Annotated in this window: 29 protein-coding genes; 7 read left to right on the top strand and 22 right to left on the bottom strand. The window is 69.4% G+C overall.

The features are described from left to right. The first annotated feature begins 136 nt into the window (after positions 1 to 136). A complete protein-coding gene (locus AAG688_RS05970; RefSeq protein ID WP_411834447.1) occupies positions 137 to 2,248 on the top strand; it encodes a catalase in 2,112 nt (703 codons plus the stop codon). 102 nt (positions 2,249 to 2,350) lie between these two features. Here AAG688_RS05970 and AAG688_RS05965 read toward each other — a convergent pair whose 3' ends face one another. Beyond that, positions 2,351 to 2,599, bottom strand: coding sequence for a hypothetical protein (locus tag AAG688_RS05965; RefSeq protein ID WP_411834446.1), 249 nt, complete (start codon positions 2,597 to 2,599; stop codon positions 2,351 to 2,353). Between the two features lie 216 nt (positions 2,600 to 2,815). Between AAG688_RS05965 and AAG688_RS05960 the strand changes: the two genes are divergently transcribed. Continuing rightward, positions 2,816 to 3,037, top strand: coding sequence for an AbrB/MazE/SpoVT family DNA-binding domain-containing protein (locus AAG688_RS05960; RefSeq protein ID WP_411834445.1), 222 nt, complete (start codon positions 2,816 to 2,818; stop codon positions 3,035 to 3,037). 7 nt (positions 3,038 to 3,044) lie between these two features. Continuing rightward, positions 3,045 to 3,473 (top strand): type II toxin-antitoxin system death-on-curing family toxin, encoded by a 429-nt coding sequence (locus tag AAG688_RS05955; protein ID WP_411834444.1) that lies wholly within the window; start codon positions 3,045 to 3,047, stop codon positions 3,471 to 3,473. A 24-nt stretch (positions 3,474 to 3,497) separates the two neighbouring features. On the opposite strand, the gene AAG688_RS05950 is transcribed toward AAG688_RS05955, so the two are convergent. From AAG688_RS05950 to miaA, 11 genes are all read right to left on the bottom strand, one after another. Beyond that, on the bottom strand, positions 3,498 to 4,664 hold the full coding sequence (locus AAG688_RS05950; protein WP_411834443.1) for an acyltransferase family protein: 1,167 nt from the start codon (positions 4,662 to 4,664) through the stop codon (positions 3,498 to 3,500). A gap of 12 nt (positions 4,665 to 4,676) precedes the next feature. Continuing rightward, positions 4,677 to 5,363 carry a hypothetical protein gene (locus AAG688_RS05945; protein ID WP_411834442.1) on the bottom strand — a complete coding sequence of 229 codons (687 nt, stop codon included), beginning with the start codon at positions 5,361 to 5,363 and terminating at the stop codon, positions 4,677 to 4,679. Continuing rightward, entirely contained in the window at positions 5,360 to 6,244 is an 885-nt protein-coding gene (locus tag AAG688_RS05940; RefSeq protein ID WP_411834441.1) for an ATP-binding cassette domain-containing protein, read from the bottom strand. Before AAG688_RS05940 ends, AAG688_RS05945 begins: the two co-directional genes overlap by 4 nt. Beyond that, a complete protein-coding gene (locus tag AAG688_RS05935; protein ID WP_411834440.1) occupies positions 6,241 to 6,624 on the bottom strand; it encodes a GntR family transcriptional regulator in 384 nt (127 codons plus the stop codon). Before AAG688_RS05935 ends, AAG688_RS05940 begins: the two co-directional genes overlap by 4 nt. A gap of 395 nt (positions 6,625 to 7,019) precedes the next feature. Next, complete coding sequence (locus AAG688_RS05930) at positions 7,020 to 8,312, bottom strand: adenylosuccinate synthase (RefSeq protein ID WP_411834439.1); 1,293 nt, start codon at positions 8,310 to 8,312, stop codon at positions 7,020 to 7,022. Positions 8,313 to 8,522: 210 nt separating this feature from the next. Beyond that, positions 8,523 to 8,708 (bottom strand): DUF2065 family protein, encoded by a 186-nt coding sequence (locus AAG688_RS05925; protein ID WP_411834438.1) that lies wholly within the window; start codon positions 8,706 to 8,708, stop codon positions 8,523 to 8,525. Between the two features lie 246 nt (positions 8,709 to 8,954). Then, a complete protein-coding gene (hflC, locus tag AAG688_RS05920; RefSeq protein WP_411834437.1) occupies positions 8,955 to 9,818 on the bottom strand; it encodes a protease modulator HflC in 864 nt (287 codons plus the stop codon). Continuing rightward, complete coding sequence (hflK, locus tag AAG688_RS05915) at positions 9,815 to 10,954, bottom strand: FtsH protease activity modulator HflK (protein ID WP_411834436.1); 1,140 nt, start codon at positions 10,952 to 10,954, stop codon at positions 9,815 to 9,817. Before hflK ends, hflC begins: the two co-directional genes overlap by 4 nt. A 146-nt stretch (positions 10,955 to 11,100) precedes the next feature. Then, entirely contained in the window at positions 11,101 to 12,396 is a 1,296-nt protein-coding gene (gene hflX, locus AAG688_RS05910) for a ribosome rescue GTPase HflX (protein ID WP_411834435.1), read from the bottom strand. Between the two features lie 38 nt (positions 12,397 to 12,434). Next, on the bottom strand, positions 12,435 to 12,710 hold the full coding sequence (gene hfq, locus AAG688_RS05905) for an RNA chaperone Hfq (RefSeq protein ID WP_411834434.1): 276 nt from the start codon (positions 12,708 to 12,710) through the stop codon (positions 12,435 to 12,437). A 111-nt stretch (positions 12,711 to 12,821) separates the two neighbouring features. Beyond that, positions 12,822 to 13,778, bottom strand: a complete 957-nt coding sequence (gene miaA / locus AAG688_RS05900) for a tRNA (adenosine(37)-N6)-dimethylallyltransferase MiaA (protein WP_411834433.1) — start codon at positions 13,776 to 13,778, stop codon at positions 12,822 to 12,824. Positions 13,779 to 14,101: 323 nt separating this feature from the next. On the opposite strand from miaA, the gene AAG688_RS05895 reads away from it, so the two are divergent. Then, entirely contained in the window at positions 14,102 to 16,495 is a 2,394-nt protein-coding gene (locus tag AAG688_RS05895; RefSeq protein WP_411834432.1) for a hypothetical protein, read from the top strand. Between the two features lie 292 nt (positions 16,496 to 16,787). On the opposite strand, the gene folP is transcribed toward AAG688_RS05895, so the two are convergent. The 3 genes from folP to rlmE form a co-directional block, all read right to left on the bottom strand. Beyond that, positions 16,788 to 17,687, bottom strand: a complete 900-nt coding sequence (gene folP / locus AAG688_RS05890) for a dihydropteroate synthase (RefSeq protein WP_411834431.1) — start codon at positions 17,685 to 17,687, stop codon at positions 16,788 to 16,790. A 292-nt stretch (positions 17,688 to 17,979) separates the two neighbouring features. Further along, complete coding sequence (gene ftsH / locus AAG688_RS05885; protein ID WP_411834430.1) at positions 17,980 to 19,911, bottom strand: ATP-dependent zinc metalloprotease FtsH; 1,932 nt, start codon at positions 19,909 to 19,911, stop codon at positions 17,980 to 17,982. Positions 19,912 to 19,966: 55 nt separating this feature from the next. Beyond that, positions 19,967 to 20,599, bottom strand: a complete 633-nt coding sequence (gene rlmE / locus AAG688_RS05880; RefSeq protein WP_411834429.1) for a 23S rRNA (uridine(2552)-2'-O)-methyltransferase RlmE — start codon at positions 20,597 to 20,599, stop codon at positions 19,967 to 19,969. A gap of 104 nt (positions 20,600 to 20,703) precedes the next feature. Here rlmE and yhbY point away from each other — a divergent pair, with 104 nt between their 5' ends. Together yhbY and AAG688_RS05870 are read left to right on the top strand one after the other, a co-directional pair. Continuing rightward, positions 20,704 to 21,009 (top strand): ribosome assembly RNA-binding protein YhbY, encoded by a 306-nt coding sequence (yhbY, locus tag AAG688_RS05875; protein ID WP_411834428.1) that lies wholly within the window; start codon positions 20,704 to 20,706, stop codon positions 21,007 to 21,009. A gap of 135 nt (positions 21,010 to 21,144) precedes the next feature. Beyond that, positions 21,145 to 21,528 carry an Mth938-like domain-containing protein gene (locus tag AAG688_RS05870; protein WP_411834426.1) on the top strand — a complete coding sequence of 128 codons (384 nt, stop codon included), beginning with the start codon at positions 21,145 to 21,147 and terminating at the stop codon, positions 21,526 to 21,528. A 165-nt stretch (positions 21,529 to 21,693) separates the two neighbouring features. Here AAG688_RS05870 and AAG688_RS05865 read toward each other — a convergent pair whose 3' ends face one another. Genes AAG688_RS05865 through surE form a run of 6 tightly spaced genes read right to left on the bottom strand, consistent with a single transcriptional unit; the run spans position 21,694 to position 25,547 of the window. Continuing rightward, positions 21,694 to 22,566, bottom strand: a complete 873-nt coding sequence (locus tag AAG688_RS05865) for an endonuclease/exonuclease/phosphatase family protein (protein ID WP_411834425.1) — start codon at positions 22,564 to 22,566, stop codon at positions 21,694 to 21,696. A 26-nt stretch (positions 22,567 to 22,592) separates the two neighbouring features. Next, positions 22,593 to 23,396, bottom strand: a complete 804-nt coding sequence (locus AAG688_RS05860; RefSeq protein ID WP_411834424.1) for a peptidoglycan DD-metalloendopeptidase family protein — start codon at positions 23,394 to 23,396, stop codon at positions 22,593 to 22,595. Between the two features lie 40 nt (positions 23,397 to 23,436). After that, entirely contained in the window at positions 23,437 to 23,691 is a 255-nt protein-coding gene (locus tag AAG688_RS05855) for an exopolysaccharide biosynthesis protein (protein ID WP_411834423.1), read from the bottom strand. Next, positions 23,684 to 24,088, bottom strand: coding sequence for an exopolysaccharide biosynthesis protein (locus AAG688_RS05850; protein ID WP_411834422.1), 405 nt, complete (start codon positions 24,086 to 24,088; stop codon positions 23,684 to 23,686). The genes AAG688_RS05855 and AAG688_RS05850 overlap by 8 nt, the downstream gene beginning before the upstream one ends. Positions 24,089 to 24,093: 5 nt before the next feature. Next, positions 24,094 to 24,771, bottom strand: a complete 678-nt coding sequence (locus tag AAG688_RS05845) for a protein-L-isoaspartate(D-aspartate) O-methyltransferase (protein WP_411834421.1) — start codon at positions 24,769 to 24,771, stop codon at positions 24,094 to 24,096. Beyond that, the gene (surE, locus tag AAG688_RS05840; protein ID WP_411834420.1) at positions 24,768 to 25,547 is read right to left on the bottom strand and encodes a 5'/3'-nucleotidase SurE; all 780 of its coding nucleotides are present in this window, start codon (positions 25,545 to 25,547) and stop codon (positions 24,768 to 24,770) included. The genes AAG688_RS05845 and surE overlap by 4 nt, the downstream gene beginning before the upstream one ends. 157 nt (positions 25,548 to 25,704) lie before the next feature. On the opposite strand from surE, the gene AAG688_RS05835 reads away from it, so the two are divergent. Then, positions 25,705 to 26,247 (top strand): Smr/MutS family protein, encoded by a 543-nt coding sequence (locus AAG688_RS05835; RefSeq protein ID WP_411834419.1) that lies wholly within the window; start codon positions 25,705 to 25,707, stop codon positions 26,245 to 26,247. 1 nt (position 26,248) lies between these two features. Here AAG688_RS05835 and AAG688_RS05830 read toward each other — a convergent pair whose 3' ends face one another. Next, entirely contained in the window at positions 26,249 to 26,476 is a 228-nt protein-coding gene (locus AAG688_RS05830; protein WP_411834418.1) for a hypothetical protein, read from the bottom strand. Positions 26,477 to 26,502 lie beyond the last annotated feature (26 nt).

The following is a 26,502-nucleotide window of genomic DNA, read 5'->3' as shown; positions in this document are numbered from 1 at the left end:
TGCTCACCGTTCACACTCTGTGAACAAGGCAGCGATGCGCAAGGACGATGCCTTCACGAAAGCCGCTCCACCATGACCGGCGAACCCATCGGGCAGGACGCACACGCATCCCGCCGCATTCCAGGAGCGCAAGCCAATGGCCGCCCGCAAGACTCCGAGCAAGCCCCTTCCTTCCGATCCTTCCAGGCAACCCGCCAGCCGCTCCGGCGACCGGCGCGGCAACGGCGATGAGCTGCAACAGCAGGCCGGCGGCAGCCACCCGGCGATGACCACGGCGCAGGGCATCCCGATCAGCGACAACCAGAACTCGCTGCGCGCGTCCACGCGCGGCCCCACGCTGCTGGAAGATTTCATCCTGCGCGAGAAGATCACCCACTTCGATCACGAGCGCATCCCCGAGCGCATCGTGCACGCGCGCGGCTCGGCGGCGCACGGCTACTTCGAGTTGACCAAGTCGCTGGCCAGGTACTCCACCGCGAAGATCCTGACCGAGGCCGGCGAGCGGACGCCGGTGTTCACCCGCTTCTCGACCGTGGCCGGCGGCGCCGGCTCGGTCGACACCCCGCGCGACGTGCGCGGCTTCGCGGTCAAGTTCTACACCAGGGAAGGCAACTGGGATCTGGTCGGCAACAACATCCCGGTGTTCTTCATCCAGGACGCGATGAAGTTCCCGGACATGGTCCACTCGGTGAAGATGGAGCCGGACCGCGCCTTCCCGCAGGCGGCCAGCGCGCACGACACGTTCTGGGACTTCGTGTCGCTGACGCCGGAAACGATGCACATGATCATGTGGGCAATGAGCGACCGCACCCTCCCGCGCTCGCTGCGGATGATCGAGGGCTTCGGCGTGCATTCGTTCCGCCTTCTCGATGGCGACGGCAACAGCACCTTCGTCAAGTTCCACTGGCGGCCGAAGCTGGGCATCCAGTCCACCGTGTGGGACGAGGCGGTCAAGCTGCAGGCGGCCGACAACGACTTCCACCGCCGCGATCTGTTCGAGGCCATCCAGTCCGGCAACTTCCCCGAGTGGGAGCTGGGCGTGCAGCTGTTCACCGAGGAACAGGCCGAATCGTTCCCGTTCGATCACCTGGATCCGACCAAGCTGATCCCCGAGGAAACGATCCCGCTGCAAATCGTCGGCCGGATGGTGCTGGACCGCTGGCCGGACAACTTCTTCGCCGAGACCGAGCAGGTCGCCTATTGCCCGGCCAACATCGTGCCCGGCATCGACTTCAGCAACGACCCGCTGCTGCAGGGGCGGCTGTTCTCCTACCTGGACACGCAACTGATCCGGCTCGGCGGGCCGAACTTCCACCAGATCCCGGTCAATGCGCCGAAGTGTCCGTTCGCCAACCACCAGCGCGACGGCCACATGCAGATGCAGGTCCACAAGGGCCGGGTGAACTACGAGCCCAGTTCGCTGCAGGACGATTCGCCGCGCGCCACGCCGGCCGGCTTCCGCAGCCACGCCACGCCCGACGACGGGATCAAGGGCCGCATCCGCGCCGAATCCTTCGCCGATCACTACACCCAGGCGCGGCTGTTCTTCCGCAGCCAGACGCCGCACGAGCAGGCGCACCTGGCCAGCGCGCTGGTGTTCGAACTGTCCAAGGTCGAGACCGCGCACGTGCGCGAGGCGGTGGTCGGCCAACTGCGCCACGTCGACGAAAGCCTGGCCAGGCGCGTGGCCGATGGCCTGGGGCTGGACGCGCTGCCGCCGGCTCCGCCGGCCAAGGTGCCGGCGCAGGACATGCCGCCCTCGCCCGCGCTGCGCATCATCGGCCGCATGAAGGAAACGCTGCAGGGCCGCTGCGTCGGCATCCTGATCCATGACGGTTCCGACGCCGCCACCGTCAAGGCCCTGCGCAAGGCGGCGGAAGGCGCGGGCGCGACCGTCAAGATCGTCGCGCCGAAGGTCGGCGGCGCCACGCTGTCAGACGGCAGGAAGCTCGCCGCCGACGGCCAGCTGGCCGGCACGCCATCGACCGTGTTCGACGCGGTGGCGGTCGTGCTGTCGGACGAAGGCGGCAAGCAACTGGCCAAGGAAGCGGCGGCGGTCGATTTCGTCCGCGACGCCTTCGGTCACCTGAAGGCCATTGCCTTCGACGCCGGGGCCCAGGCCGTGCTGAAGGCCGGCGGCGTCGGCAAGGACGCCGGTGTGGTCGATGCCGGCGATGCCAAGGCGTTCATCGCCGCGGCCAGGACCCGGCAATGGGAGCGCGAAAAGAAGGTGCGCATGCTGGCCTGAGCCCGGCGATGGCCGCGGCGGCAGCCGGCATGCGTCCGCGCCGGCCGCCGGTGTTCCGTCGCCGTGCGGCACGGTTTGCCGACGCCCGGCGGTATCCGGGATTTACCCGTGTGTCCTCAGCGGCGGATTCTCGTTGAGCGTGCCGTCCTCCTCGATGAGGACGAAACGCTCCCCCTGCTCATCGCACACCAGCGGCACCGGCGTGCGGAACAGCGGCCTGCGCACGAAGCGCAGTTGCCAGTGGAAATGCTCCAGGGTCTGCAGGGTCTGCAACTGCGCGGGCAGCAGGCCGGCCCGCATCTGGTCGGGATCCTGGCGCGTTTCGGATCGACGTCGTTCGGACACGGCCATGTCAGCAGCTGCCTGCGCCCTGCGTCACAAACGGACGATTCTGGTCACTGTCGTTCATATCCACTCCTGCCGATGCCGACGGATCAGGCACTGACGCCGGCTGTGCGAAGCGATGCAGGATTTGTGCCGGAACCACCCGGCACGCGGGATGGCCGCTTGCATATTCCGTCGCCGCCCTCCAATATAACTTTCGTTATAACTCGGACGTGACCGGCCATGAAACTCAAGATCACCACCATCGGCAATTCCGCCGGCGTCATCCTGCCCAAGGAACTGCTCGCCCGCCTGCGCGTGGAAAAGGGCGACGAACTGCACGCGCTGGAAACACCCGACGGCATCCGCCTGACCGTCTACGACCCGGAACTGGCCGGGCAGATGGAGGTGGCCGAACATGTCATGCGCAAGCGCCGCACCTTGCTCAACAAGCTGGCGCAGTGACACCGCCATGATTGTCTGGATCAAGCGCCCGCTCGCCTTGGCCATCCACGACCGCCAGCTTGCCGAGCATGGCGGCGGTTGCGGCGTGCGCGACGAGACTCTGCTCGATTCCGCGCTGGCACGCCCCCAGCAGCGCCACGACTATGGCGATCCGCCACCGGATCTGGCCGATCTCGCCGCCAGCCTGGCCTTTGGGCTGGCGCGCAATCACCCCTTTGTCGATGGCAACAAGCGCACCGCAGCCGTGGCCTGCGAAGTCTTCATCATGCTCAATGATGCAACGCTTGAAGCCGAGGACCACGAGTTGTATCCGCACTACCTCGGCCTGGCCGAGGGTTCCCTCGACGAGGCCGGCTTCGCCGCCTGGCTGCGTCCACGTATCGTCGCAGCGCCCAAGGGCCGGATACAGGAATCGCCGGCAGCCTACGTGCGTTGAACCGGCGATCCGCTCACGGCGCGTTCAAGGCGGCACTTCACCGCCCCTGCATGCGTCCGGCCTGGCCACCCTGCGCCTGCCACCAAGGAACCGGCCGATAATTGTCCGACGCACCAACCCCTGGTAGCTGGCGAACGACAGCGCAAGCGTGGCGATCACCGAGATCGCGAACTTCGCCGTCCAGTGCAGCGGCACGTCGAGCAGCCGGTACTGGATCGCGAACAGCAGCGGCAGGTGCACCAGATAGACCCAGTACGAGGCATCGGCAAGCCAGCGCATGATCCGGTTTCCGCCATCGAGCCAGGCCTTGCCGGCAAGCAGGCAACACAGCGTCATCCAAGCGCCTGCACAGGCCTCCAGTGCCGCGTGGATGAAGTGGCGCGACGACGATGGCGCGGCGAACCCGCCGCCCGGCACCCAGGGCATTGCCGCGTAGGCCACCAGCGCGCCAACCAGCATCGCCGGCGCGAGAGGCCGCAGGCCGTCGAGCAGCACGGGCCGATGGAAGATCAGGTAGCCCAGCGCGAAGTGCAGGCCGAAGAACACCAGCGCCCACAGCTGCGGCAGGAACGATTCCGGCGCCGGCCACGGCACGCCGACGCTGGCCAGCGCCGGGACCAGCAGCAGCGGCAGCGCGATCGGAAGCCAGCCGGGACGCAGCGTCGCCAGCCGCGCATCGACGCGCCTGATCCCGAGCGCCGACACCACCCAGACCAGCAGCGTGAACAGCATCAGGTAGAACAGGAACCACAGGTGCGCCCATCCCGTCGCATTCGGCATCGTCCCATGTTCTTCGACGTAGGCACGGATCCAGTCCAGCGCCGGCGACGGGTTGCGCACCGTGGCGGCCGCGTGCCCGGTCAGCCAGCCCATGCCGATCAGCACCGGCGGCAGCAACACCAGCAACGGCAGCAGCACGCGCGCGGCGCGGTTGCGGAACAGGCCCGCCATGCCGTCGCGACCCACCAGCAGCGCCGCGAAGAAACCCGCCACGACGAAGAACAGCGGCATCCGGAACAGGTGCAGGAACCACGCCAGCACGTCGACCACCGCAGAGCCGCCGGCGTCGGCCGGCGGCCAGTAGGGGCGCAACATCGGGCTGTAGGCCAGCGCCGCGTGGAACACCACGCCCGCGAGCATCGCCAGCGCGCGCAGGTTGTCCATGTAGTGGATGCGCGGCGCGGCGTGCATGGTCGGCCGCCCTCAGAGGAAAGAGGTCTTGCGCGAATGGATCCCGCTGGTGATGCAGATCGCCACCATGATCACCGCCAGCTCGGCGACCAGCACCCCGCTCGCGGACAGTCCCCAGACGATGTTGTCGGTGCGCAGGTTCGCCTGCACGCTCTCGATCCTGCCGATGGCGTACATCGCCGGACCGATCAGGCTCATCACCGCGATCTGGGCGAACACGTTCCAGCCTTCGGACTCGACCGCGATCGCCACGCACAGCGACACGCAGAAGCTGGCCAGGATGAATCCCGCGATCAGCAGCGACCACACCAGCAGCCCGTCCGGCAGGGCCGTGGTCAGGATCAGGACGGCCAGGCCGCCCACGACCACGGTGAACGGCACCAGGTAGATCGCCAGGTTGGCGAGCAACTTGCCCCAGTAGAAGTCCATCGGCGTGACCGGCAGGCTCATGATGAAGGGCACGGTCTGCTGCTTGCGCTCCACCATCAGCGAGGTCTGGATCGTGTACGCGCCCACGACCACCAGCAGCACCAGCAGCAGCAGCGCGCCGGCCGCGAACGACCACGCCTTGCCCGTGCCGATCAGGCTCAGCGCCAGCAGGATGCCGGCGAGGTAGCCGGCCAGTTGCTTCTGGTAGACCTGCCAGTCCTTGACGATCAGCCGCCGGATCATCGCGGCATCGGATGCGAGCCAGCTCATTGATTCGCGCCTCCACGAACGGTGGTAACGAAGATGTCTTCCAGCGTCATCGGCTCGACGGCCTGCACCGCCAGCCCAAGCGCCCGCAGCCTCTCCAGCAGAGACGGATCGAAGCCGCCGGTCTTCAGCTCGATCATCGGCGCGCTGTTGCGGACGGAACGCACGCCCGGCAGCGCGCGCACCTCGTCCGTCCACCCGCCCTGGCACAGGATCCTGCGCCAGCTGTCCAGGAACGATTCCTTGTCGCGCGAGGCGACGATCCTGCCCTGGTGCAGGAAGGTGATCGCATCGGCCATCTGCTCGATGTCGCCGGTGTTGTGCGAGGAGAACAGCACCGAGCGCCGCTCGTCGCGCAGCACGTCGGCCAGCGCCTCCAATACTTCGCCGCGCGCGATCGGATCCAGCCCCGTGGTCGGCTCGTCCAGCAGCAGCAGGCGGGGGCGCCGGGCGAGGATCAGCAGCAGCAGCGCCTTGACGCGCTGGCCATGCGAAAAACCGCCCAGCGCCTGCCCGGGCCGCAGGTCGAAGCGCCCGAGCAGATCCTGCGCATAGCCCTCGTCCCAGTCCGGGTAGATGCCGGCGATGAAATCCATGTGCCAGCGCAGCGTCTGTCCGCGGTACAGCCGCATGTCGTCGGACGCGTAGCCGACCTCGCGCTTGACCGTTACCTGGGCCTGCGGCAGGCGCTGCCCGAGCACCTCGACCTCGCCGCGATCGGCCCTGATCAAACCCATCAACAAGCGCAGCAGGGTCGACTTGCCGGCGCCGTTGACGCCGACCAGGCCCATGATCTGGCCCGGCGGGACCAGCAGGTCGATGTCGTGCAGGGTGAACTCGTCGTACTGCTTGTACACGCCTTTCAGCGCGATGGCGGAAGTCATGACGGCTGCTCTCGGGTGGGATCGGTTGACGGCTGCGCCGCGCCGGAGGGTTCGGACAAGGCCCGCTCGACGTGGTCGAGGATTTCCTGCGGGCCGAACCCCAGCCTCCTGCCCGCGTCCAGCATGCCGGCCAGTTGCGCGCGGAACTCCTCCAGCGCCAACGCCCGCGGCACGTCCAGCGCTTCGGCCACGAACGATCCCTTCCCCTGCCGGGTCACGATCACGCCCGCGCGCTCCAGTTCCAGGTAGGCGCGCTTGACCGTGATCACGCTGACCCGGCAGTCGCCGGCGAGCTCGCGTATCGAGGGCAGCACGCGCCCCGCCTGCCACTCGCCCGCCATCACCTTGGCCACGATCTGCTCCACGATCTGGGCATACATCGGGGTGCTGGAGTGAGGAGACAGGAGCAGGGCTTGTTCCATGCTTGGCCGGAATCACTGTATATATTTAATATATACAGATATGCCCAGTTGTCAACAACGGTAAAGGGGGGCGTCATGACGCTTCGGCAAGGTATGGGCCGCCGGCATGACAGGGAGCCGAGCAAGCTCGGCTCTACAACAGGCTTGGCTGTAGAGCCGAGCTTGCTCGGCTCGCCGCGCCCGGATGCGGGAAGAGTTCCCCTTGGCAAGGCCCGCTACACCGCATCGCGATAGCCCTGGCCTGCGGGACAGCGCAGCACGCTTCCGCAACACAGAAACGAGGAAGCCCCGCTTTCGCGGGGCTTCCCTTGAACCACCGATCCCTGCCCCGCTTTCGCGGAGACACCGGACCGTCAGGCGAACGGATCCTGCAACACCATCGTGTGATCGCGGTCCGGGCCGGTGGAGACGATGCTGATCGGGCAGCCGGCCAGTTCCTCCAGCGCGCGCAGGTAGGCGCGCGCGGCCGGCGGCAGTTCGTCCCAGGCGGTGATGCCGTGGGTGTTCTCGCTCCAGCCGGGGAACTCCAAGTACACCGGCGTGCATTCCTCCCAGCCCTGCGCGTCCAGCGGCGCGTACTCGGTGCGCTTGCCGCGGTATTCGTAGGCGATGCAGATCTTCAGCTTCTCCATGCCGTCCAGCACGTCGAGCTTGGTGATGCACAGGCCGCTGATGCCGTTGATGGCCACCGCGCGCTTGAGCGCGACGATGTCCATCCAGCCGCAGCGGCGCGGGCGGCCGGTGGAGGCGCCGTACTCGGCGCCGCGGTCGCGGATGCCCTGGCCGACTTCGTCGTCCAGTTCGGTCGGGAACGGGCCGCCGCCGACGCGGGTGGCGTAGGCCTTGCAGATGCCCAGCACGTAGTCGATCGCGTCGGCGCCGACGCCGGCGCCGGCCAGCGCGCCGCCGACGGTGGTGTTGGAACTGGTGACGTAGGGGTAGGTGCCGTGATCGATGTCCAGCAGCGCGCCCTGCGCACCTTCGAACAGCACGCGCTTGCCCTGCTTGCGCAGCTCGTGGCAGATGCCGGCCACGTCGGACTTCATCGGCTCGACGTACTCGCCGAAGGCCAGCGCCTCGTCCAGGGTCTGCTGGAAGTCGACCGCGTCCACGCCCAGGTACTGGGTGAGTACGAAGTTGTGGTAGTCCAGCGCCGCGCGCAGCTTCTCGGCCAGCTGGTCGGGATAGTGCAGGTCGGCGATGCGGATGCCGCGGCGCGCCACCTTGTCCTCGTAGGCCGGGCCGATGCCGCGCCCGGTGGTGCCGATGGCCTTGCCGCCGGCGGCCTTCTCGCGCGCCTGATCCAGGGCGATGTGGTACGGCATGATCAGCGGGGCGGCCGGGGAGATCTTCAGGCGCGGACGGACCTCGACGCCGGAGGCTTCCAGCTCGTCGATCTCCTTGCGCAGCGCGGCCGGGCTGATCACCACGCCGTTGCCGATCAGGCACAGCGCGTCCTGGCGCAGGATGCCCGAAGGGATCAGGTGCAGCACGGTCTTCTTGCCATTGATGACCAGGGTGTGGCCGGCATTGTGGCCGCCCTGGAAGCGCACGACGGCGCCGATTTCCTCGGTAAGCAGATCGACGATCTTGCCCTTGCCCTCATCGCCCCATTGGGCGCCGAGAACGACGACTGACTGACCCATGACGGGTGGCTCCTGTTATCTGGCGGCCATCGGGGCCGCGGGATGGATGACCGTGCGAGGCGCGGAAGACGCCCTGGCGGGAGTCCATCGGGGAATCCCGGGCGGCGTCCGGCCCTTACACGGAAAAAGCCGAACGGGGCGTCCCCGGCCGGCTTTCGGAGATTATCCGGGTTTTGCACGGCCGGGGCTACCCCGCCGCCGCATCCGGCCTCAATGCCGCAGCCACCACAGCGCCAGCAGGCCGGCAGCGAGGATCAGGCCGCCGAACAGGCGCAGGCTGCGGTCCGGCATCCGCAGCAGCTGCAAGGCCGCGCTCTTCCAGCCGCGCGGGGCGACGAACAGCACCAGGCCTTCGAGGACGGCGACCAGCGCCAAGGCAGCCAGCAGATCGGTCATGGGGACTCCCGGTGAAGGTCTTGTGGGGGATGTGGCCGCCTGCTTGCCCTCGCCCGGCTGTCCAAACCCGGGCCGGGACTCCTGTCCTGCCGGGGAGCCGGCAGCGGAGCAAGCTCCGCTCTACACAGGCGTGGCCACTGGCTGCAGCCTCCGGCTCGCTCGTCGGCTCTTCGTGCCCCCATCCTCGCGGGCAGGCGCTTTCCCCGTGGACAAGGCGGGGGAAAGCATCGGTGGCGCACTACGCCGTCAGCGATCGTTCCTGAGGTATTGCAGAAACGGATCGTTCCTGTCCAGCACGATCACGCCCTGCCCGTCGGCGAACGAGGCGCGGTAGGCCTCCAGGCTGCGCTGGAAGGCGAAGAACGCCGGATCCCGGTTGGCCGCCTCGGCGTAGATGCGCGCGGCCTCGGCGTCGCCTTCGCCGCGCAGCTTCTGCGCGTCGCGGTCGGCCTCGGCGATCAGCACGGTCTGCTCGCGGTCGGCCTGCGCGCGGATGGTGCGCGCCTGCTCCTCGCCCTCGGCGCGCAGGCGGCTGGCCACCTGCTTGCGCTGCGCGCTCATGCGGCTGTAGACGTCGGTGATGACCTGGCTGTCGGTGGGCAGGTCGATCTGCTTGAGGCGGATGTCGGTGATCGCCATGCCCAGCGTGGCCGCGCCCTCGTTGATCGACTTGAGCTGCTGGGCGATGACCTCGTTGCGGTCGCCGGACACCAGCTGGGTCAGCGTGCGGGCGTTGATCTCGTTGCGCAGCGAGTCGGTGATGATCGGCGCCAGGCGCGCGCTGGCCAGCCGCTCGTCGCCGCCGGTGGCGCGGTAGAACGCGCGCGCATCGGAGATGAAGCCGACCGCGAAGAAGTCGATGCTGACGTCCTTGCGCTCGGAGGTCAGGTAGCGCTCCGGCGCGGTCTCCAGCACCTGGAAGCGGCGATCGAACACGCGCGCGGTCTCCACCAGCGGCCACTTGAGGTGCAGGCCCGGCTTGATGTCCGAACGCACCACCCGGCCCAGGTTGAGCACCAGCGCGGTCTGGTCCTCGCGCACCACGTAGAGCGAGCCCATCAGGCCCAGCAGCACGGCCACCAGCAGGCCGACCATCAGCGAAGTTCTCATCGTTCCACCTCACGGCCGCTGCTGCGCGGCGCGCGTTCGTTGCTGCGCGAAGACGCCGGCGTGCTTTCCACGGCCGGCAACACGGTTTCGGGGGTCAGCAGCGCGGGCGGCGCGGCGGACGCCTGCTGCCCCGGCGGCTGCATCGGCACGTAGATCAGCTGGCGGCCGTCGCCGCCGACCACCTTGCGGTTCTGCGCCAGCACCTGCTGCACGGTCTCCAGCCACAGGCGCTTGCGGGTGACCTCGGGCGCGTTCTTGTACTGGTCCTGCAACAGGGTGAAGCGCTGCGCGTCACCGGTGGCGCGGGCGATCTTGGCGGTCTTGTAGCCTTCGGCGGTGGTGCGCAGGCGGGCGGCCTCGCCGCGCGCCTCCGGCACCACCTTGGCGGCGTAGGCCTGCGCCTCGTTGACCAGGCTCTCGCGCACCTGCTGGGCGGAGTTGACCTCGTCGAAGGCCGGCTGCACCTCGCGCGGCGGGCGGGCGTCGGGCAGGTTCAGCTCGGTCACCACCAGGCCAGTGCGGTAGGCGTCCAGCTGCGCCTGCAGGCGCTCCTTGGCCGAGGCGGCGAGCGGGCCGCGCACGCCCAGCACGGTGTCCAGGTCGGAACGGCCGACCTGCTCGCGCACCGCGCTCTGCGAAGCCTGGCGCAGCACCTCGTCGGCGTCGCGCGAACCGTACAGGTACAAGCGCGGATCGTTGATGCGGTACTGCACGTTGAGCGAGACGGTGACGATGTTCTCGTCGCGGGTCAGCACCGGCACGGTGTTGCTGAAGGTCTCGATCTTGGTCGCGTTGACCTTGGTGACGCTCTCGATCGGCCACGGCCACTTGAAGTTGGGACCGGGCTGCATGGTGCGCACGTACTGGCCGAAGCGCAGCACCACGCCGCGCTGCTGCTCGCCGACGAGTTGGAAGCTGCTGAAGAGGATCAGCAGGCCCAGCGCGACGGCGACCCAGCGCAGCGGATTGCCGCCGCCACCGCCATCGAAGATGCCGCGCAGGCGCTCGAACACCTCGTCCAGCCCACCGCCGTTGCCGCCGCGCCGGCGGCGCGGTTTCCAGGGATTGCGATTGCCGCCATCGTTGCCGGATCCGCTGCCGCCAGATCCGCCGCTACCAGGGGTGTTCCAGGCCATGCCCACTCCGATTGAATTGATCGCGCCGGTACGAGGCCGGCGCGATTCCCGATTCTACTAGATAGGGCCGGCCGGACCGTCTGGCAACCCCGCCCCCTGCCCGCGGCGTCGCGAAAGCGATGCCGCCCGGTGATTCACCGGTCATTTCATGCGTCGATCACCGGCGGCAGCAGCGGCTCCAGCGGATGCCCACCGGCCTGCGCGGCCAGCCGGTGGGCGTCGGCCAGCGCCAGGTCCACCTGCAGGTGCCAGCCGTGCTCGTCGTGGGTCTCCTGCATCACCGCGCCCAGATCGTGCAGGCGCGCGCGCAGGCGGGCGCCGCCGGCCTGCAGGTCGACATGCCCGCGCACGCGCTGCATGCCCAGTCGCTGCGCCAGCGCATGCTGCAGCAGATCCAGTCCGAGGCCGTCGCGCGCCGACACCCAGACGCGCTCGCGGCCCTCGTTGGGCTGGTCGTGGCGCGGCTGCGCGCCCTCGATGCGGTCGATCTTGTTGAAGACCAGCATCTGCGGAATCTCGCCGGCGCCGATCTCCTGCAGCACCTCGTCGACCTGTGCGATGCGCTCCTCGCGCAGCGGGTCGTTCGCGTCAATGACGTGCAGCAGCAGGTCGGCCTCGCGCGCCTCGGACAGCGTGGAGCGGAACGCGGCGACCAGCTCGTGCGGCAGGTCGCGCACGAAGCCGACGGTGTCGGCCAGCACCACGCTGCCGCCGGACAGATCCACCCGCCGCACGGTCGGATCCAGGGTGGCGAACAGCTGATCGGCCGCGTACGCGCCGGCGCCGGTCAGCGCATTGAACAGCGTGGACTTGCCGGCGTTGGTGTAGCCGACCAGCGCCACCCGCGGCAGTTCGCTGCGCACGCGCGCGCGGCGCATCTGGGTGCGCTGCACCTCGACCTTCTCCAGCCGCTTCTGCAACTGCTCGACGCGCTTCTGCAACAGGCGGCGGTCGGTTTCCAGCTGGGTTTCGCCGGGGCCGCGCAGGCCGATGGAACCGCCGCGCTGGCGCTCCAGGTGGGTCCAGCCGCGCACCAGCCGCGTGGCCATGTGGCGCAGTTGCGCCAGTTCGACCTGCAGCTTGCCCTCGTGGCTGCGCGCGCGCTGGGCGAAGATGTCCAGGATCAGCCCGGTGCGATCCAGCACGCGCCGTTCGAGGAATCTTTCCAGGTTGCGTTCCTGGCCGGGCGAGAGCGGAAAGTTGACCAGCACCAGGTCGGCGCCAGTGGCGTCGGCGGCGGCCTTGACCTCTTCCAGCTTGCCGCTGCCGATCAGCGTGGACGGGTTGGGCCGGTCGATGCGCGCGGTCAGCAGCGCGGCGATGCTGGCGCCCGCCGAGCGCGCCAGATCGGTGAATTCCTCCGAAACGCCATCGTCCGGCGGACCGCCGGCGTGGGGCTGGATCAGCAATGCGTGTTCGCCCTTGCGGGATCTTTCAAACACCGGGACGCGCGCTCCGGAAGATATGGAGCGCGATTATCTCACGTCGCGTCGTCGTCGCCGGATGAACCGCCGTCCTCGCCCTGCACGTAGCCGCCGCCCGGCCCCACGCGCACGTTGCGCGCCGGCACCACGGTGGAAATGGCGTGCTTGTAGACCATCTGGCTGACCGTATTGCGCAGCAGCACGACGAACTGGTCGAACGATTCGATGGTCCCCTGCAGCTTGATGCCGTTGACCAGATAGACCGAAACCGGGACGCGCTCGCGACGCAACGCGTTCAGGAAAGGATCCTGCAAGGATTGCCCCTTGGACATGATGTTGTACCCGCCGTAGTTCTTTGTAGTTGTTGTGCGCCCGGGAGGCGAAACCGCTCCCCTGCCCGACCCGGACGCCCCGATGTTACACAACCGCGGCGGTTTGGCCAGCTACGGGCCTCGCAGAAACAGCGCAATCGCCCGTTCCAGCACATCCGGCCCGCTCGCCGGGTCGAACCAGCGCGCATCCGCCTGCCCGCGCAGCCAGGTCAGCTGGCGCTTGGCGAGCTGGCGGGTGGCGAAGATGGCGCGGTCGCGGAACTCCGCCAGGCCGTAGCGGCCATCCAGGTGTTCCCAGGCCTGCCGGTAGCCGACCGCGCGCAGCGCCGGCAGGTCCAGCGGCGCCGGCGCCGCCCGCAGTTGCGGCAGCGCGCGCAGCCGCGCCATCTCGTCGAGGAAGCCCTGCGCCAGCATCGCGTCGAAACGGCGGGCGATGCGCTCGTGCAGCAGCGCGCGCTCGGCCGGCGCCAGCACCAGCCGCAGCACGCGCAGCGGCGGCCGCAGCAACGGCGCTTCGCGCTGCCAGCGGCTGATCGGCTTGCCGCTGAGCCGGTACACCTCCAGCGCGCGCTGGATGCGCTGCGGATCGGTGGCGTGGATGCGCGCGGCCGCCTCCGGATCCACCCGCGCCAGTTCGGCGTGCAGCGCCGGCCAGCCGCGCTCGCCCGCCTCGGCGGCGATGACCGCGCGCAGGCCGGGGTCGGCCTCGGGCATCGGCGCCAGCCCCTGCAACAAGGCCTGGAAATACAGCCCGGTGCCGCCGGCCAGGATCGGCAGCCGGCCCCGCGCGACGATATCGGCCAGCGCGCGGCGCGCATCGGCGGCGAACTCGGCGGCCGAATACGCCTGCCAGGGATCGCGCACGTCGATCAGGTGGTGCGGCACCGCCGCCAGCATCGCCGCGTCGGGCTTGGCCGCGCCGATGTCCAGCCCGCGGTAGACCAGCGCCGAATCGACGCTGACGATCTCGCCGCCGAAGCGCCCGGCGATCTCCAGCGCGAACGCCGTCTTGCCCGAGGCGGTCGGCCCCATGACGGCGATGGCGAGCGGTCGGGTGTCGGTCGGCATGGAGGACGGGCGAGCGAACGGGCGCAAAGGGTAGCGCGTGCGGCGCGCGGATGCGGATCGCGGCGATGCGGTCCCCTTCGACCTGCGGCCAGGAGCGACCCGACCGTGGCGCGGGCACCCGCGCGCGCTGCGACGGCCATCGCCTATCGGCGCCTGCCCGCGCGAGGCATGCGCGTGTTCGTGTAAAGTCCGCGGGCGTCCACAGGGGGATGCGCAACGAGACGCGCCATGCGGGCCACGGTCGGCGGAGCGAGGTGTCCACGACGCCCGCTCCCGGGGAACGTGCCGCCGCGGGCCGGCGATACCCTCTGCAGAGCGATTGAATGATGCGATTCCTTGCTTCCGCCCTGCGGCGGATACGGCCTGCGGTCCTGGCGACCGTCTCGGCGTGGATGCTGGCCGCGTGCGGGGCCGCCGAAACTCCCCTCGCCTCGGCGGACGCCGGCGCCGACCTCGCTCCGGCCGCCAGCGCGGCGATGACTGCGCGGGGCGCGCGCGTCACCGCGGCGGCGGTGCCGACCACGGCCATTCCCAACCCCATCCTGTTCGTCACCCAGGTGCCCACCCAGGGCGACCTGTTCGCCAGCCGGATGTCCACCTTCGCCAACCATCTGCCGAGCATGCTGTCGCTGCCGCGCGGCGGCGACCTGATGATCCGCTACCCGGACGGCAGCTTGCGCAACCTGACCCGCGAGGCAGGTTTCGGCGTGGAGGGCCTGCAGGGCGCCAGCGCCATCGCCGTGCGCGAGCCGGCGGTGCACTGGAGCGGCACCAAGGCGATCTTCAGCATGGTGGTCGGCGGTCCGCCGGCGCGCTACGTGCATCCGACCGCCAAGTGGCAACTGTACGAAGTGACCGGCCTGGCGAAGGGGCAGACGGCGGCGATCACCAAGGTCGCCCAGCAGCCCGCCGGCTACAACAACGTCTCGCCGCTGTACGACAGCCAGGACCGCATCCTGTTCACTTCCGATCGCCCGCGCGGCGGCGAGGCGCACCTGTACCCGCAACTGGACGAGTACGAGAGCACGCCGGCCATCGTCGGCATCTACCGGCTGGATCCCGGCAACGGCGAACTCACGCTGCTCAACCACGCGCCCAGCGGTGCGTTCTCGCCGACCTTGGACAGCTACGGCCGGGTGATCTTCACCCGCTGGGATCACCTGCAGCGCGATCAGCAGGCCGATGCCGGCAACTACGGCGCGTTCGATTTCGCCAGCGAGGCGGCCAGCGCCGCCAACCTGGGCCTGCGGCCGGAAACCTTCCCCGAGTCGCGGCTGGGCATGAGCAGCGCCTACGGCGCGGTGAATCCGTTCACCTACAACCTGTTCACGCCGTGGCAGATGAACCAGGACGGCACCGAGGAACTGACCCTCAACCACATCGGCCGGCAGGAACTGTCCTTCGGCTACCTGCCCAGGTCCTTCGCCGGCGACAGCGCGCTGTCGGACTACAGCAACGACACGCTGAGCGCCAACAGGAAATACATCCGCATGGACGGCGGGCTGTTCCAGCTGCGCGAGGATCCCACCGCACCGGGCACCTACTACGGCATCTACACGCGCGAGTTCGGCACGCTGAGCACCAACCAGATCGTGCGCATCGCCGGCGCGCCGACGCTCGACGCCGAACGGATGACCATCGCCGACGCCTCGCCCGCCGCCGAGTCCAACGGCAGCCTGCCCGGCGGGCGCTTTCGCAATCCGCTGCCGATGAGTAGCGGGCACATGGTGGCGGCCTACACCAGCAGTCCGGTCGCGCAGGCTGGCATCCAGCTGCGTCTACACCAGTTGCAGACCAACGCCGGCGGCATGCTGGTAGCGGGCCCAGCGCTGACGACGGGCATCAACAAGTCGATTACCTGGTGGGATCCGGACACGCAGCGCAGCTACAACGGCGCGCTGTGGGAAATCGAACCGGTGGAAGTGGTGGCGCGGCAGCGCCCACCTGCGCCGATCACCCCGCTGGCCGCGCCCGAACGCTCCCTCCTGGCCAGCGAACAAGTGGACGAGGCGGCGCTGCGCGCCTGGCTCAGGAGCAACCAGCTGGCGCTGATCGTCACCCGCAACCAGACCAGCCGCGATCGCAACGACAGGCAGCAGCCCTACAACCTGCGTGTGCCCGGCGGCGTGCAGACGCTGGGCGGCGCCGGCCGCGTCTACGACATCGCCCACTACCAAGTGCTGCAGGCCAACCAGGTACGCGCCTACAACCACAGCTCCATCTACCAGGGCACCGGGCGCCGTGTGATCGCCCAGCCGATGGCGGTGGCGGTAAACCCGGCCAATACGGCCGGCCCGGCCGGCAGCGTGCCGATCGCCGCCGACGGTTCCACCGCCGCCTTCGTCCCCGCCAGCCGCGCGCTGGCCTGGCAATCCACCGACGCGGCCGGCGTACCGATCGTGCGCGAGCGCGTGTGGGTCACGCTGCAGCCGGGCGAGATCCGCACCTGCACCGGTTGCCACGGCGAGAACGCGCGCAACCAGGCTGGAGCCACGCCCGCCACGCAACCGCCCGAGGCGCTGCGGCAGCTGCTGCGGCACTGGAAGCAGAACCACGGGGCCGCGCCGATCCGGGTGAACGGATCGCAACCGCTGATCCCGCCGCGCGGCAATGCGGCGGCGCAGGCCGCTTCAGTGCCACCCTCATCTGCGCTTTCCACGAACGTTCGCCAGGACTCGGCAAGTGTGGTTCGGGATTCGCACTATCCGCCCAGATGATCGGGACGCTCCGGATTCGGAAACGCATCTCCGCTTCGTCTACGCGATCGCGTGAAAGGCGCGCACGCTTCCCGACCTGGAAGATGCCGAAGGCGAAATGAAGAAGGTGCGGAGAAGCGCCCTCATCCGGCGCTGCGCGCCATCTTCTCCCGCTTGCGGGAGAAGGTGCATCCCGATTCCCCATTGGAATCGGACTTCTTTCTTGCGAGCGGCAAGACCTCGCATGGCTGGAGCCTTGCGGATCACGCTGCTCTCCCCCACTTGCGGATGAGGGTCCGCTACAGGACGCCGATCAATCGTCGTCGGGCCAGCGAATCGCCGGCGTGGCCGCGGCCTTGCGCGGCGAAGGCACGGCGGCCACCGCCTCCCATACCTTCAGCGCATCGACGGTGGCGGCCACGTCGTGCGTGCGCACGATGCGCGCGCCGCGCTGCACGGCGATCAGGTGCGCGGCCACCGAACCGGCCACGCGCCCGGCCGGGTCGTCGCGGCCGGTCAGCTCGCCGATGCTGCGCTTGCGCGACAGCCCGGCCAGCAGCGGCACGCCGAGTTCCACGAAGCGCTCCAGCTGCGCCAGCAGGGCCAGGTTGTGCGCGGTGTTCTTGCCGAAGCCGAAGCCCGGATCGACGACGATGCGCTTCCTGTCGATGCCCGCCATCTCGGCGGCGAAGACGCGCTCGGCGAGGAAGCGATGCACCTCGCCGACCACGTCGTCGTACTCGGGCGCCGCCTGCATCGTGCGCGGCTCGCCCTGCATGTGCATCAGCACCACCGGCACGCCGAGCGTCGCCGCCGCCTCCAGCGCGCCCTCGCGGCGCAGCGCGTAGACGTCGTTGATCAGGCCGGCGCCGGCCTGCACCGCCGCGCGCATCACCTCCGGCTTGGAGGTGTCGATGCTGATCGGCAGCGCGGTCTCCCTCGCCAGCCGCTCGATGACGGGAACGACGCGGCGCAGCTCCTCCTCGACGCCGACCTCGGCGGCGCCGGGCCGGGTCGATTCGCCGCCGATGTCGAGCAGGTCCGCGCCCTCCTCCGCCAGCCGCAGCCCATGCGCGACCGCGGCCTCCAGGGTGTCGTGCGCGCCGCCGTCGGAAAACGAATCCGGGGTGACGTTGACGATGCCCATCACGCGCGCCCGATCCAGCTTCAGCAGGCGGCCGGCGCAGTCGAGTTGCGGGATGGTGTCGAACATGGCGCGCGATTCGAAGGAAGGGAGGGGCAAGAGCTTATCGCCTTTGCCCCTCATTGCCGCGGGAATGTCAACGAGGGGACACCTGACACAAACCGAAGAGCGCAACAGCGCCCTCATCCGTCCCTTCGGGACACCTTCTCCCGCAAGCGGGAGAAGGGCGAGCGGTTTGGATGGCCGCTTCCAAACGGTCATACCCAACCCTGAAATCCTGATACCCAAAAAGCGACGGCGCCGGTTGCCCGGCGCCGTCGCTTTTACTAATCCCTAATATCTAATCCCTAATCCCGGCTCCTCACGTCTGCGCAGCAGGCCCGCCGATCGGCGGCAGCGGGCGCGAATCGCCGCCCTTGTCGCCGTCGTCCTTGCCGGCCTTGTTCCAGCCCATCGGCGCCGGCGGCTCGCGGCCTTCCATCACCGCGTCGATCTGCGGCGCGTCGATGGTCTCGTACTGCAGCAGCAGTTGCGACATCGCGTGCAGCTTGTCCAGGTTCTCGGTGAGCAGGGTGCGGGTGCGCTGGTAGGCGCGGTCGAGGATGATCCGGACCACCTCGTCGATCTTGCGCGCGGTGGCGTCGGAGACGTTCTTGTGCTGGGTCACCGAACGGCCCAGGAACACCTCGTCCTCCTCCTCGCCGTAGGCGATCGGGCCCATCTCGTCGCTCAGGCCCCACTTGGTGACCATGTTGCGCGCCATCTTGGTGGCCCGCTCGATGTCGTTGGAGGCGCCGGTGGTGACCTTGTCGGCGCCGAAGATTAGTTCCTCGGCCACGCGCCCGCCGTACAGCGAGCACAGCTGCGACTCGATCGCCACGCGGTTGAGCGAGTACTTGTCGCCCTCGGGCAGGTACATCGTCACGCCCAGCGCGCGGCCGCGCGGGATGATGGTGACCTTGTAGACCGGGTCGTGCTCGGGCACCAGGCGGCCGACGATGGCGTGGCCGGCCTCGTGGTAGGCGGTCAGCGTCTTCTCGTCCTCGCTCATCGCCATCGAGCGGCGCTCGGCGCCCATCAGGATCTTGTCGCGGGCGCGGTCGAAGTGGTCCATGCGGACCTCCTTCTCGTTGCCGCGCGCGGCGAACAGCGCCGCCTCGTTGCACAGGTTGGCCAGGTCGGCGCCGGAGAAGCCTGGCGTGCCGCGCGCGATCACCAGCGGCTCGACGTCGTCGGCCAGCGGCAGCTTGCGCATGTGCACCTTGAGGATCTGCTCGCGGCCCTTCACGTCGGGCAGGCCGACCACCACCTGGCGGTCGAAGCGGCCCGGGCGCAGCAGCGCCGGATCCAGCACGTCGGGACGGTTGGTCGCGGCGATCACGATCACGCCCTCGCCGCCCTCGAAGCCGTCCATCTCGACCAGCAGCTGGTTCAGGGTCTGCTCGCGCTCGTCGTGGCCGCCGCCCAGGCCGGCGCCGCGATGGCGGCCGACCGCGTCGATCTCGTCGATGAAGATGATGCACGGCGCGTGCTTCTTGGCCTGCTCGAACATGTCGCGCACGCGGCTGGCGCCGACGCCGACGAACATCTCGACGAAATCGGAACCGGAAATCGAGAAGAACGGCACCTTGGCCTCGCCGGCAATGGCCTTGGCCAGCAGCGTCTTGCCGGTGCCGGGCGGGCCGACCATCAGCACGCCGCGCGGGATCTTGCCGCCCAGCTTGGTGAACCGCGACGGGTCGCGCAGGAACTCGACCAGCTCGCCGACCTCCTCCTTGGCCTCGTCGCAGCCGGCCACGTCGGCGAAGGTGACCTTGACCTGATCCTCGCCCTGCAGCTTGGCGCGCGACTTGCCGAACGACATGGCGCCCTTGGCGCCGCCGCCGCCCTGCATCTGCCGCATCATGAACAGCCAGAAGCCGATGATCAGCAGCACCGGCAGGAAGTTCAGCAGGATCACGCCCAGCGAGATGCCGCTTTCGGGCTTGTCGCGGGTGATGGTGACGTTCTTGTTGACCAGCACGTCGACCAGCTTGTCGTCCTGCGGCCCGTAGACCGTGCCGCCACTGCCATCCTTGCGCTTGTAGGCAATGGCATTGGTGACCAGGTTGCTGTCGTTGGTGAATTGCACCGAGGAGATGCGACCGTTGTCGATCTCCTGGAGGAATTCGGAATAGGTCAGCTCGCCGGCGCCGGCGCTGCCGCCCAAACGCGGTGAAAAGCTCTGGAACACCACCATCAGCACGACGGCGACGACTACCCACAGCAGGAGATTCTTGGTCAAGTCGTTCATCCTCATCGACTCCGGTGTTCCTCTGGACTTCGCAAACTGGCTGGCTAACCTTACTTCACTTCATCTGGGCGCGCTTGCCCTGTCCCAGCGCGTACACCTCGGGCGAGCGCTTGCGCGAGGCGTCGGGCTTGCGGATGACCACCTTGTCGTAGCGCCGGCGCATTTCCCGGATGTAGTCATCGAAGCCGGTGCCCTGGAACAGCTTGATCAGGAATGCGCCGCCCGGCTTGAGATGATCGTCGGCGAACGCCATCGCAAGTTCGGACAGGTGCATCGCCCGCGGCTGGTCCACCGCATCGACTCCACTCTTATTGGGGGCCATATCCGACAGCACAAGGTCCACCGGCTGGCCGCCGAGCATCGCCTCCAGCTGCGATAACACGGCTTCTTCCCTGAAGTCCCCATGAAGGAACTCCACCCCGGCCAGCGGCGGCATCTCCAGGATGTCCATCGCCACCACCCGGCCGCGCTCGCCCAGCGCGTGCCGCACGTATTGCGACCAGCCGCCCGGCGCCGCGCCCAGGTCCACCACCACCATGCCGGGCTTGAGCAGGCGGTCGCGCGCCAGAAGTTCCTCCAGCTTGTAGGCCGCGCGCGAGCGCATGCCCTCGGCCTGGGCCTTCTTCACGTAGGGATCGGCGAAATGCTCGCGGAGCCAGCGTTGGCTGCTTTTGCTGCGGGTGGCCATGAGGAGGAGGCTGGGGGAATCGCCCGCCGTGAAGGGCGGTGCGCGCCGATGGATATGGACCGGCATGATACCCTGAACCCCCTTCCGGACCCGTACCGTAGCGCATGCCCGTTGTACTGACTTCCGCCCAGACCCGCTTCCTGCGCGGCCAGGCCCACGACCTGAAGGCGCTGCTGCAGATTGGCGGCAAGGGCGTCACCCCGGCCTTCATCGCCGAACTGGACGCGGTGCTGGAACAGCACGAACTGGTCAAGGTGAAGGTCGCCGGCGAGGATCGCGAGGCCCGCGACGCGATGATCGCCGAGCTGGCCGGCCAGACCGGCGCGGCGCTGGTGCAGCGCATCGGCCATACCGCCATCCTGTACCGGCCCGGCAAGGACAAGCGCCAGATCGTGCTGCCGCGGGCCTGAAGGGCCGGGATGACCGGACATGCGTCCGTTGAAAGCCGGGGATTCGAGATTAGGGATTAGGGATTCGTTCCTCCCGTCATCGGCACCACGATCGGAAAATGGCGTTCGCCATCGCTTTCTTCAATCGAATTACCCATGCAGCTGAACCACGAACTCCCCGACTACGCCTTCGCCCTGCGCAGCGCCGATGGCCGCAGCGCGCGGGTCAACGAGCGGGTACTGACGGCCAGCTTCATCCTCTCGCCGCATCAGTTGATCGAGGGCTGGCGGCCTGCCGGGATCGCCGATCTGGTCGCCGACGATCTGGAGCCGCTGCTGGCCTTGCAGCCGGAGGTCATCCTGCTCGGCACCGGCGAGCGGCAGGCGTTTCCGGCGGCCGTGGTGATAGCCGCCTGCCTGCAACGGGGCGTCGGCCTGGAAGCGATGACCAACGCCGCCGCCGCGCGCACCTTCAACGTGCTGGCCAGCGAATCGCGGCGGGTGGTGGCCGGCTTCCTGATCGCATCCGGGCAAGGCTGAAAGCGCCGCCGGCTGGCAGGCGGGCGGAGCAAGCTCCGCTTCAGGACAGGGAGTAGGCGCCGCCCGTAGAACCGAGCTGCCCGGCGGCAGGATGCCCGCATCCTCGTATCGCTTGTGTACCCGGAAAGGGCTGCCGCCGCCCGGTCGGCTTGCGCCGATGACGCTTCAGCGGCGCGGCAACCACGCCAGCGGGCGCAGCGTGGCCAGCACGCCGAAATGGTCGGAGGCCCAGACGCCCTCCCCGTCCGGCTGGTCGAACAGCACGCGCGCCTCCTGCACGCGGAACGCGCCGCGCTGGACGAACAGGTGGTCGATGCGCCGCGGCGGATGGCCCATGTGCGGGTTGAGCGTGCTCATCGCCGCGCAGGCCGGCACCGGCGCGCAGGCGCTGTCGTAGCCACCGGCGATGGACTGCAGTTCCAGCGCGTCGTCGGCGGTGTTGAAGTCGCCGCCGACGAGGCTGGGCGCGCCTTCGCGGGTCGCCGCGACGAAGGCCATCACGCCTTCGGCCTGGCGCTGGCGCAGCGCCGCGCCGTGCGCCTCGTGGTGCAGGTGGGTGACGTAGACGTTGAGCGGGCGACCGCCGATGTCCAGGCGCGCGAACCCGGCGACGCGGTAGTCCTCGCGCGGCTCCAGCGCCTGCTGGCCAATGGCCACGATGCGGTGGCGGGTCAGGATGGCGTTGCCGTAGCGGCGCGCGCGGCCTTCCGCGTCGTTGGAATAGAAGCGGTACTGCCAGCGATGGCCCAACGCCTCGGCCAGGCTCTGCGCCTGGTTGGGCAGACCCTGGTCCTGCAGCACTTCCTGCAGCAGCACCACGTCGGGATCGACCTCGCGCAGGACGTCCAGGACGACCTGCTGGCGGCGCGGCCAGTCCTGCTTGTCGTGCCACAGGTTCAGCGTCACCACGGTGATCGGCGCGGACAGCGGCACGATCTCCTCGTCCGCGGAAACCCCGGCGGCGGGCGGGCGCGGCGGCTGGCACGCGCACAGCAGCAGTAGCAGCAGCGGCAGGAACAGGGTTCTGACGGAGCGCATCGGCTTTCCTCCCGCAGGCAGGTCGTTCATCGGCTCGGCAGGTACAGCAGCGGATCGACCGGCTTGCCGTTGTAGCGGATCTCGAAGTGCAGCATCTCGCGCGCGGCGCCGGTGCTGCCCATCTCGGCGATCTGCTGGCCGGCCTTGACGTTCTGGCCCTCGTTGACCAGCCGCTTGCGGTTGTGCCCGTACGCCGACAGCCAGGCCTCGCTGTGCTTGACGATGATCAGCTCGCCGTAGCCGACCAGGCCGGCGCCCGAATAGACCACCACGCCGTCGGCGGTCGCGCGCACCGGCTGGCCGCCGCTGCCGGCGATGTCGATGCCCTGCTTGGTCGCGTCGCCGGCGCTGAAGCGCCCGACCAGGTGGCCGTCGGCCGGCCAGCGCCAGCGGATGCCGCTGTCGATCGGGGCCGGCGCTGGCGTGGGCGTCGCCGGGCGCGGCGAAGGCGTGCCGGTGGTCGGAGGGGGAGCGGTCGTGGCCGAGGCGGCGGGGGGCCGCGCGGCGGTGGATGCGCTGCCGGCCGGATACAGCCGCAGGCTCTGTCCCGGGTAGATGGTGTACGGCGCGGCGATGCCGTTCCAGCGCGCCAGGTCGCGGAAATCGATGCCGTTGCGGAAGGCGATGCCGTACAGCGTGTCGCCGCGCTGGACCTGCACGCTGACGCCGGGCCTGGGCTGGGAAGGCGGCCGCGACGAGGCCGATGAACCCGAGGACGTTTCGCGGATCACCGTGCTGGAGCAGGCCGCGAGCAGCAGCGGCAGCAGCACGGCCAGGGCCGCCATCCACCGGTGGCGCAGGACGTTTGCGGGGCGAAATGTCGTGGTCATGCGTTCTGTCGTGTCCTCCGCGGGCATCCAGTTCGTTCCGTCAGCCGCCCAGGCGCTGCAGCAGTTCCCGCGCGGCCACGCCGCCACCGCCGATCAACACGCCGAAGTAGACGATCGTTCCGATGTTGGCCAGGTGGCCCAGCAGCACCGCGCCGCCGTCGCGCTGGATGAAGCCGATCGCGTAGAGCAGCAGCGCCAAGGCTGGCAGGGTATTGCTGAATGGCACGAAGCCGAACGGCGCCATCAGCAGCAGCGCCGCCAGGATGAAGGCCAGGCTGTTGAGCTTGTCAATCATGCGCCCGTCGACGAACGCGCGCAGCCGGCGCGGCCCGGCTGACCCGCTCCATCCGCCGCACCCACGCCAGCCCCGCGGTCAGGCCGGGCCGCAGCCTGTCGGCCGGCAGCGGCTTGTGCTTGAGCCGGGCCGGCAGCCACAGCGCGCGGCCGAACAGGCGGCTGACGCCGACCAGCAGGATGGCCGCGCCGAACACCGTGCTGACGCCGGGAATCGACACCGGGATCAGGAACACCAGGGTCAGCAGCAGGGTCAGCAGCAGCAGGCCCTCGTCGCCGAAGGCGTCCAGCAGCTCGCCCAGGCTGAGCTTGTCAGCGGGGAGCTGGGCGATGATGGCCGCCAGTTGTTCGCCCAGCGGCGCGGCCGGATCGTGCGCGGACGGCGGGCGCGGCGGCATCGCGCTCAATCCAGCGTCCCCGACAGCAGCGGCACGAACACCACCGGCGCCAGCGTCGCCTCGTCGATGCCGCCGTCCCCGCGGCGGGTCAGCTTGACCAGCGACTGCGCCGACGCGCCGCCGACCGGCGCGATCAGGCTGCCTCCCTCCGCCAGTTGCCCGACCAGCGCCTCGACCAGCGCGGGCGCGGCGGCGGTGACGATGATGGCATCGTAGGGCGCATGCTCGGGCCAGCCGACGCGGCCGTCGTCGTGCTTGCTGCGCACGTTCATGCCCAGGTGGCGAAAGCGCTTGCGCGCCTGCCGCAGCAGGTCGCCGATGCGCTCGACCGTGTAGACCTCCAGCCCCAGCGCGGCCAGCACCGCGGCCTGGTAGCCGGAACCGGTGCCGATCTCCAGCACCTTGCGCGGCGCGCCCTGCAGTAGCGCCTCGGTCATCCGCGCCACCACCCACGGCTGCGAGATGGTCTGGCCGTGGCCGATCGGCAGCGCGGTGTCCTCGTAGGCGCGCGTGGCCAGCGCCTCGTCGACGAACAGGTGGCGCGGCACGGTGCGGATCGCGTTGAGCACGTTCTCGTCGGCGATGCCGGCCTCGCGCAGGCGCTGGACCAGGCGATCGCGCACGCGCTGCGAGGTCATTCCCACACCCACCGCCTCCGGCTGCAACCGCAGCCGCGGCGTCATGCCGACGCCTCCAGCGCCGCGCTCAAGCCGCCGACCCAGCCGGCGACCTTCTCCAGCGCCTGGTAGCGGGTCAGGTCGACGTGGATCGGCGTGATCGAGATGTGGCCGGTGCGCACGGCGTGGAAATCGGTGCCGGGGCCGGCGTCCTGCTCGCGCCCGGCCGGGCCGATCCAGTACACGGTCTGGCCGCGCGGATCCGGCTGCTGCACGCAGGGTTCGGAGCGGTGGCGGTTGCCGAGCCGGGTCACCTCGAAGCCGCGCACCTCCGACCAGGCCAGGTCCGGCACGTTGACGTTGAGGATGGTGTCGGCCGGCAGCGGATCGGACTTGAGGCGGGCGACGATCTCCACCGCCGCGCGCGCGGCGGTCTGGTAGTGGCGCGCCTCGTGGTTGCGGGTGACCAGCGACATCGCCACCGCCGGCAGGCCGAGAAAGCGCCCTTCCATCGCCGCCGACACCGTGCCCGAATAGATCACGTCGTCGCCGAGGTTGGCGGCGTTGTTGATACCGGACACGACGATGTCCGGCTCGAACTCCAGCATGCCGGTCAGCGCCAGGTGCACGCAGTCGGTCGGCGTGCCGGCGATGCTGCAGGTGTAGTGGTCGATGCGCTTGAGCCGGATCGGCAGATCCAGCGTCAGCGAATTGCTGGCGCCGGAGCGATCGCGATCGGGGGCCACCACGTAGACTTCGTGACCCGCCGCACGCAGGCACTCTGCCAGGATTCGGATGCCGGGGGCGTCGACGCCGTCGTCGTTGCTGACCAGTACGCGCATGGGGTTCCTCGGATGCGCGGCCATGATACCGGAAGCGGCCGATCGGTTCCTGCCCGTGGGAGCGACATGAGTCGCGACCGGGAATCACGGTGTCGCGACTCATGTCGCTCCCACGCATCTGAATCGGGTCGCGAGCCGGATCCATTAAGCTGCCCGCATGGCCGATCCCACCGACGACGACGACGATGCCGCGCTGTTCCGCGCGGCCATCGGCGAAGTGACGCCGCTGCCGCAACGCGCGCCGCCGCCGCGAAAGCCGCGCCCGCGCCCGGCCGCGCGCATGGCCCAGCGCGACGAGGAGGATGCGCGCAGCCAGTTCCAGCGCGGGCTGGACGAGATGGCGCTGCGCGAGGCCGGCGACGTGCTCAGCCACGCGCGCGACGGGCTGCCGGCGCGGCTGGTGCAAAGGCTGCGGCGCGGCCAGTATTCGGCGCAGGACGAACTGGACCTGCACGGCGCCACCGCCGCGCAGGCCGAGGCGATGCTACGACGCTTCCTGCAGGAGGCGCATGCGCACGACTACGGCTGCGTGCGCGTCATCCACGGCAAGGGGCTGCAATCGGAAGGCACGGCGCCGGTGCTGAAGAACCTGGTCGATCGCCTGCTGCGCCAGCGCGCCGACGTGCTGGCGTTCCACTCCGCCCCGCCGGCGCAGGGCGGCACCGGCGCGGTGCTGGTGCTGCTGGCGCGGCGGCGCTGAACTACTGGGCCGGCTGGCGTTTCAGCGGCGGATTGACCCAGTTGACCTGGATGCCGCGCCGCTTGGCGATACGTTCGACATAGGCGATGTATGCGCCATCGGTGGTAATCACGGTCTGGTTCTGCGGTTGTGCGGCCGGCGTGCTGCGGGCCATTTGCTGGGTTCCGGCGCAGGCCGGCAGCAGCAGTACGGACAGGACAGGCAGGGCGATGCGAAGCAACCTGTTCATGGCGTTCCTCCGGTTCGCGACCGGCC

Source organism: Pseudoxanthomonas mexicana, assembly GCF_046736355.1.
Taxonomy (GTDB): domain Bacteria; phylum Pseudomonadota; class Gammaproteobacteria; order Xanthomonadales; family Xanthomonadaceae; genus Pseudoxanthomonas_A; species Pseudoxanthomonas_A mexicana_B.
Note: the sequence above shows the minus strand (reverse complement) of the source record. Positions and strands in the feature narration are given on the sequence as shown.